Raw genomic sequence first — 5,660 nt, 5'->3', positions numbered from 1 at the left:
GTAGCGTGAAGAAAAATAAAAAACAGATTCAAGCTATGACGAATCGGTTGTTTTTGGCTTCTAATCACTTGTATGGAAAGAGGCTATATCATGACCAAACGTCGAATCGCCAAAAAGATGGAAAAACGCGAGGCGGCGCTGCATCTGCTCGCTCCCAAACAGGTCCAGCGTACTGGTTCCAAGAAGGTTGTCAACGTAGCGTTGGATATCGACTTGGTGGAGGATTTGGACACAATAGCCCGCTATCTCAGCCGCACGCGGACGGAAGTGATTGCGGAAGTATTGGATCAGTATCGGCAACTGGAGAAGTCAGCCCGCCCCCAGGCGTTTGAATGATGCTTTTTGCAAACGAATAACCGCCCTCGGATTCAAGGGCGGTGTTTTTTATTCCTGATTTTATTCCCGACAACTATTGAAAAGGGTGGTTGCAACTGATATCCGGCAGTCTCGGCAGAGGAAAAAACCCTTCTCCCCGTACCCGAGATATTGCACCCCCTCTCGAGAGCCGCATTGAAAGCAGGGAGAGTCATTGTAACAAGACCAGGAGACCGACACAATGCGGCGCATCACCCCATAGGCTACCAATTGGTCCTCACTCAACACGCGCCCTTGCATTCCTCACCCCTCCCATTCTTCGATTACGAGGGCGGGCGGTTCGTCCAGACCCTCCAATAGGTCTGCCACGGTCAAGGTATCCCGCACTCCGAAATGGAGCAAGTGATTTTGGCGTTTGTATACGTCCGCGTCGCAGATGAGGTCCCGGACCACGCCCTCCAGGTGATCATTTTTAAGAATCGTTTGAACTTCTACCATGAGTGTTAGCCTCCTTTGATCCTTTTGCAACCCCCTTGGAGAAATGGCCTTCTATTTTCGTTTCTGAGCCTCGTTTTCGACCGACCACGTATGAAATATCATCCTGGGCCGAAAAAACGCGTCAGAATCGAAATATGACGGTCAACGTCTCCGGCCCAACCAGTAGCCAATCAACATCCACAACAGACGGTGCGCTTTGGTTTGTCGCGCCAGCCAGAGAACGTCGAGTACCGCTATCCACAGGACCACTGTGCTCATGCGTCCTCATCCCCCCGAATGAACTCCAGGAGCTTTCCCTGATTGTCGGCCTCAAAGAGCTTGCGTAGTGCCAGCCTCCCAATATCGGAGCGAGATACTTTGGTGACTTGCATTGGATCATGGTTCAGCTTGTTTCGGATGCGGTCAATGTGCTTTGTTTCCTCCTCCGTAATCCGAATGCTGAGATACCCTAGCATGGTGTTTCCCCCTCCTTTCTCCTACATCATATAACACCGTTGGAAAATGTGCAAGAGGGGTTGACACACGTAGGAAAGCGTAGTAGGATAAGAGCCGTGGGGAACAACAAGGACACCCGCAAAACTCAAGGCAAAGGGGTTATGTATCATGGAGCAGGAAAAGGCCATCACCATCCAAGAGGGGCTGTCGGAGGACCAAAAGGCACTGGTCGCATTTACGGACCTGAGCGAATTGGCCTCCAAGTCGGCGGCGGAGAAGATTGCGGCGCTCAAAACGGTTACGTCCTATGTCGGCGCACCGACGGAGAAGATTGACGATTATGTGGGCGTGGTCCTGGAGGTCACGGGAGCGGTCATTCATCCAGCTACCGTGAAGCAGGATGATGGATCGGAGCTTGAGGTCAACCGAGTTGTGTTCAAGCTGAAGGATGGAAAGAATATCGCCTTTGCGTCCACGGCAGCGGCAGATTTCGTCGAGCACTACCTGTTTCCGCTGTTTGGCCAGGGGGACTTCATGGAGGATGGAAAGCCTGTGACCATTCCCATCGTCGTGAACCATACGCGCACGCGCAAAGGGTTCCGCACCTACAATTTCCAGGTCGTCTAACGATTCGACAACAGATCCAAGGATTCGTGCTTGTAATTCCCGTGGGAACACGATAAAGTATGGGGCGGGGGCATACCCCTGCCCCTTTGATCCTTTTGCGGGTGTCTCGCCGGACCCCAGTTTTTGAGGCGAGGCACCAACCCCAGCAAACCCGGCCCGCGTGATGCGGGCCGTTTTCCGTTGTCAGCGTACTCCGGCATGCTTCAGGATGAGGTATTCAGCCAGCGCGCCAAGGCTGGCGCCGACCAGGACGGCAATCAGTTCCATAGGTTCGATTTTCATGAGCATTCACCCGAACACATGTTCGCGTTCAACAGTATAGCACGGTTGGTTTTCATCGTCTACGCCTCCCCTTGTGATGGTGCGGGCCGGGGAAAATGTTGTGATAGACCGTGGCCCTGGCGATATAGCCTGCGCGTTTGGCGCTATATCCTTTCCGTTCATACTCTCGCGTGATGCGCCGGATTAGGCGGCGCTCTACGGCTTTGGGCACGAGAGAATCCCTCCTTTACGGCAGTGTCACCGCGCTGGCGGAGTAGGTGTAGCTGGCGCTATCCCCGTGGTAAATGATGATGCGGTACCCCGGGGGCAAGTAGCAGGGATGTGACTCGGTGAGATGCCCGTGTTGCGTGGTACTCGGTTGCTCGGGCACCTCCGGGTGAAACAAGTACACGTAGTACCCCGCCGTGTTCACGTAGTTCTGCGCACTCGCAATCACAAACGAAATCCCATATGCGTCGGTCCAGCTGATTCGGGGTAACAGCCCGTAATTGGACGTGCCGGAGACATTGGTGATGTTCAACAGAATCATCACGCCTCGATGTCCATAGGCTACGGGGTCCTGATAAGTCGCAGGCTGGGTGGTATTGAAGGTTCCCGACTCCAGGGGAAAGCTATAGCCCAGCGTCTTTTGGCGGTACTCCAAGGTGTTCGGGTCCCAGGCCTCCTGCAAAACGGGCTGTGGCTGGGTCTGCGACCCATAGGTGCTCCGAAACGCAAACGCCTGCAGCAGCACGGTCTCGGCCTGGCTCACTCCCGCCGTTGTTAAGTCGAATTGCACCATATCGGTCGGCAGGGTTTTCGTGTTCGTGCAGAGTATCCATACGGAGTTGGCGTTGCCGCCATTGTCCGCGTTGATGTCGTAACTGGCAATCTGCACCCCTTGAAGATAGGCATTGAAAAAACTATTGATCAAAAAGTCTTGACCCAGGGCGCTCGTAATCAAAATGAGGAAACTGTCATACATCCCTGGGGGAACCTGGAGCGTCACGGTCGCGCACGGGCTGCCGAATGGCTGCCCACCTTCTAGCGTCACTTCCACCGCCGGAATCGTCACGGCTTCGGTCGTGGACAGGGTTTCGTTTAGGATGGTGGAGGCCAGCCCGCTTTGCCCCGTGGTCACGGGGATTTCTGTATTGGTAATCTGCGACTGGACGGTGTTTGTGACTTCCGACTGCACGGTGCCCGATATCGACGTGGTGAGCCCCGACTGCCCGGTCGTGACGGGTAGCTCCTGGTTCGTGATGAGAGCCTGAATCTGGTTCTGGATAATGGCCTCCAATTGGTTGGCCACGTTCGTAGCTTGCGGGTAGTTGCTGGCCCGTTGGTAGGTCACGGTGCCCTTGACCAAGCGCGCCGCCACGTATTGCACATCAAACGTGAGCCCGTCGGAAATGGTCGGGTCCAGCTGGAACACCAGCGATTGCGTGTTTTCGTAGGGCATAGTTACGGTCGTATGCCCGGGCACCTCGTCCACCTTTTGTCCCGTTGACGTAGTCACGTGGACGGTGTACGGAGACTGGTTGTAAATGACAATCGAACACCCTTGGGGGGTGTTCAGGTTGTAGGTCTGGGCTTGTGCAGCCTCAATTTGGTCCTGCGTAAAAATCGGTATCCACATGCTCGCCTCACCTTGCCATCATCGCAATGGTCGCAGCGCGGTTCGCGCCCGTGCCCGCATTGCCTCCGCCAATGACGCGCAAGAGCCCGACCAATATGAGCACCAGTCCCACAAAACACAGGACCACGCGCAAAACTAACGCGTCAAAGTTTTTGATAAGCCATTCGCCCCAGCTTGCCGGATTGATCGCGGTGCCCAGGTTGATGCCCTCAAATTGAAGGGCGTTGTCCAACGCTGTGAGCGGGTCATTTGAGGCCTGAGGCGCGTCAGCGGAAAGCATTTCCAGACCCGTGAGGCTCGTATCCAGCGCCGTCCCGGTCGTCACCGACCCATTGTCCGTCCCGCCCGATTCGTAGGCCTTGTACAGCGCCGATTCATAAGATGAAGGCATATACCCCACATCATCGGGGTGCCCCGAATGGTCGGCGGTGTACACCAGAGCCTGAAAGCCGGACAGTCCTTGCGCGACCGCCTCTTTATAGGCACGCGCAATCGGCGGTATGGCAATTTCCGCGTTGGTCAGGGGGTCCAGGAGTTGCGAGACGGAATACCCGTCCCCCTGGCCTCCGCCCTTGTGCAACTGAAACAGTCCAAAGCTCGTCCCGTTATCGCCCACGGCGTTCGGGTTTCCGCCCGATTCCACCGCCATGATGTCCAGCGCGACCCAGGGAGGCAGGCCGTTCGCCAGCGCCACCTGGGACACAATCGAGGTTACGGATGTCGCCATCCGGCCTGCCTCCTTTCCTTACACGTAGAGCGTCCGCCCCGCGTAGATAAGGTTCGGGTTGACCCCGTTCACCTGCGCCAACCAATTCACATCCGAGAGCGGGTAGCCCTCGCGCACGCAAATCTGGGAGAGCGTGTCCCCCGGCTTGATTTTGTACTTTTTGGGAATGCGCAGGGTCGCGCCCGCCTTGATTTTGTTGGGATTGGCGATATGGTTGAAGCGAGCCAGGACCCTATAGGGAATGCCAAAGCGCAATCCGATGCCGGACAGCGTGTCCCCTTTTTTGATCTTGTAGGTCGTGCGTTTGGGCTGCGTGGCCTTGCTTGTCCCCTGCGCAGAGGCGTGCGTGGCCTTGCTTGTCCCCTGCGCAGAGGCGTGCGTGGCCTGCACCGCCTCGGAGGACTTGTCCGATGTCGTACCAAACCATTCATTAAGAACACTGGAATGGTACGCGCCGATGATGAGCGACCCCGGCCCGCCGCCATCATCATAGTGGCTGGCCGCCCAGTTCGACTCGCCCAGCACCTTCGCAGCCTCATCAATACCGCCCTTGGCCCAGGCCTCCTTGAGGTCCTCGGTATCGACGGTCAGCGCCTTGCTGCCCCCGTGCGCGTGTGTGGGCAGGTTGATGAGCTCACACCACGCCTCGGTGCCGTGCTCGGGGGTATCGTAGACCACCACGCGATTGGACTCGACACGCACCGCTCCGGTCCAGATTCCGCCCCTGCCCATCGGCTCGCCCGTTCCGTTCCAAGAGATATTTCCTGGATTGTTCGTGGAAGGCCAGGTGTAGCCATTTTCGGCGGCCATCCACGCCGCCAGAAACCGCTCGGGCAGCCCGGTTTTTTTGGCGGCGAGTTTGGCCATTTTCATGAACGTGGCATTGGCAGCCATGCTTGCACCCCCTCATGCGACTACGCGATTTTGGGCAGGGTAATCTTCTGCCCAGGGTAGATGAGATTCGGGTTCTTGATTTGCGGGTTCGCTTTTTCCACTTGCGCCAGGATGTTCGCAATCTTGGTGTAGTTGGCCTGTCCGCTGTTCGGGATGCCGTACTCTTTGGACACGATCCCCCACAACGTGTCTCCCGACTTGACCGTGTAAGTAGACGCCTTGGGCACGTACTTGTAGGTGGTCGTGCTTTTGCTGCTGCTCGAC

Annotated in this window: 8 protein-coding genes; 2 read left to right on the top strand and 6 right to left on the bottom strand. The window is 56.5% G+C overall.

Features of this window, described 5'->3' with window-relative positions:
• Nucleotides 1-90 precede the first annotated feature (90 nt).
• Nucleotides 91-336, top strand: a complete 246-nt coding sequence (locus ASH01S_RS17080) for a hypothetical protein (protein WP_067929646.1) — start codon at nt 91-93, stop codon at nt 334-336.
• Between the two features lie 282 nt (nt 337-618).
• Here ASH01S_RS17080 and ASH01S_RS17075 read toward each other — a convergent pair whose 3' ends face one another.
• Both ASH01S_RS17075 and ASH01S_RS17070 read right to left on the bottom strand, forming a co-directional pair.
• A complete protein-coding gene (locus tag ASH01S_RS17075) occupies nt 619-813 on the bottom strand; it encodes a hypothetical protein (RefSeq protein WP_067929645.1) in 195 nt (64 codons plus the stop codon).
• 254 nt (nt 814-1,067) lie between these two features.
• Complete coding sequence (locus ASH01S_RS17070; protein ID WP_067929644.1) at nt 1,068-1,268, bottom strand: hypothetical protein; 201 nt, start codon at nt 1,266-1,268, stop codon at nt 1,068-1,070.
• 148 nt (nt 1,269-1,416) lie between these two features.
• On the opposite strand from ASH01S_RS17070, the gene ASH01S_RS17065 reads away from it, so the two are divergent.
• Nucleotides 1,417-1,875 carry a hypothetical protein gene (locus ASH01S_RS17065; RefSeq protein WP_067929643.1) on the top strand — a complete coding sequence of 153 codons (459 nt, stop codon included), beginning with the start codon at nt 1,417-1,419 and terminating at the stop codon, nt 1,873-1,875.
• 508 nt (nt 1,876-2,383) lie between these two features.
• Here ASH01S_RS17065 and ASH01S_RS17060 read toward each other — a convergent pair.
• The 4 genes from ASH01S_RS17060 to ASH01S_RS17045 form a co-directional block, all read right to left on the bottom strand.
• Nucleotides 2,384-3,775 carry a hypothetical protein gene (locus tag ASH01S_RS17060; protein ID WP_067929642.1) on the bottom strand — a complete coding sequence of 464 codons (1,392 nt, stop codon included), beginning with the start codon at nt 3,773-3,775 and terminating at the stop codon, nt 2,384-2,386.
• Between the two features lie 7 nt (nt 3,776-3,782).
• Nucleotides 3,783-4,502: a transglycosylase SLT domain-containing protein gene (locus ASH01S_RS17055; RefSeq protein ID WP_067929641.1), complete on the bottom strand. Its 720-nt coding sequence runs from the start codon at nt 4,500-4,502 to the stop codon at nt 3,783-3,785.
• Between the two features lie 18 nt (nt 4,503-4,520).
• Entirely contained in the window at nt 4,521-5,396 is an 876-nt protein-coding gene (locus tag ASH01S_RS17050; protein ID WP_067929640.1) for a LysM peptidoglycan-binding domain-containing protein, read from the bottom strand.
• 20 nt (nt 5,397-5,416) lie between these two features.
• A partial coding sequence (locus ASH01S_RS17045) for a LysM peptidoglycan-binding domain-containing protein (protein WP_217996358.1) occupies nt 5,417-5,660 on the bottom strand: 244 nt, incomplete at its 5' end.

This window comes from Alicyclobacillus shizuokensis NBRC 103103, from assembly GCF_001552255.1.
Lineage (GTDB): Bacteria > Bacillota > Bacilli > Alicyclobacillales > Alicyclobacillaceae > Alicyclobacillus_G > Alicyclobacillus_G shizuokensis.
The sequence above is the reverse complement of the archived record's forward strand: the minus strand, read 5'-3'. Positions and strand labels throughout refer to the sequence as shown.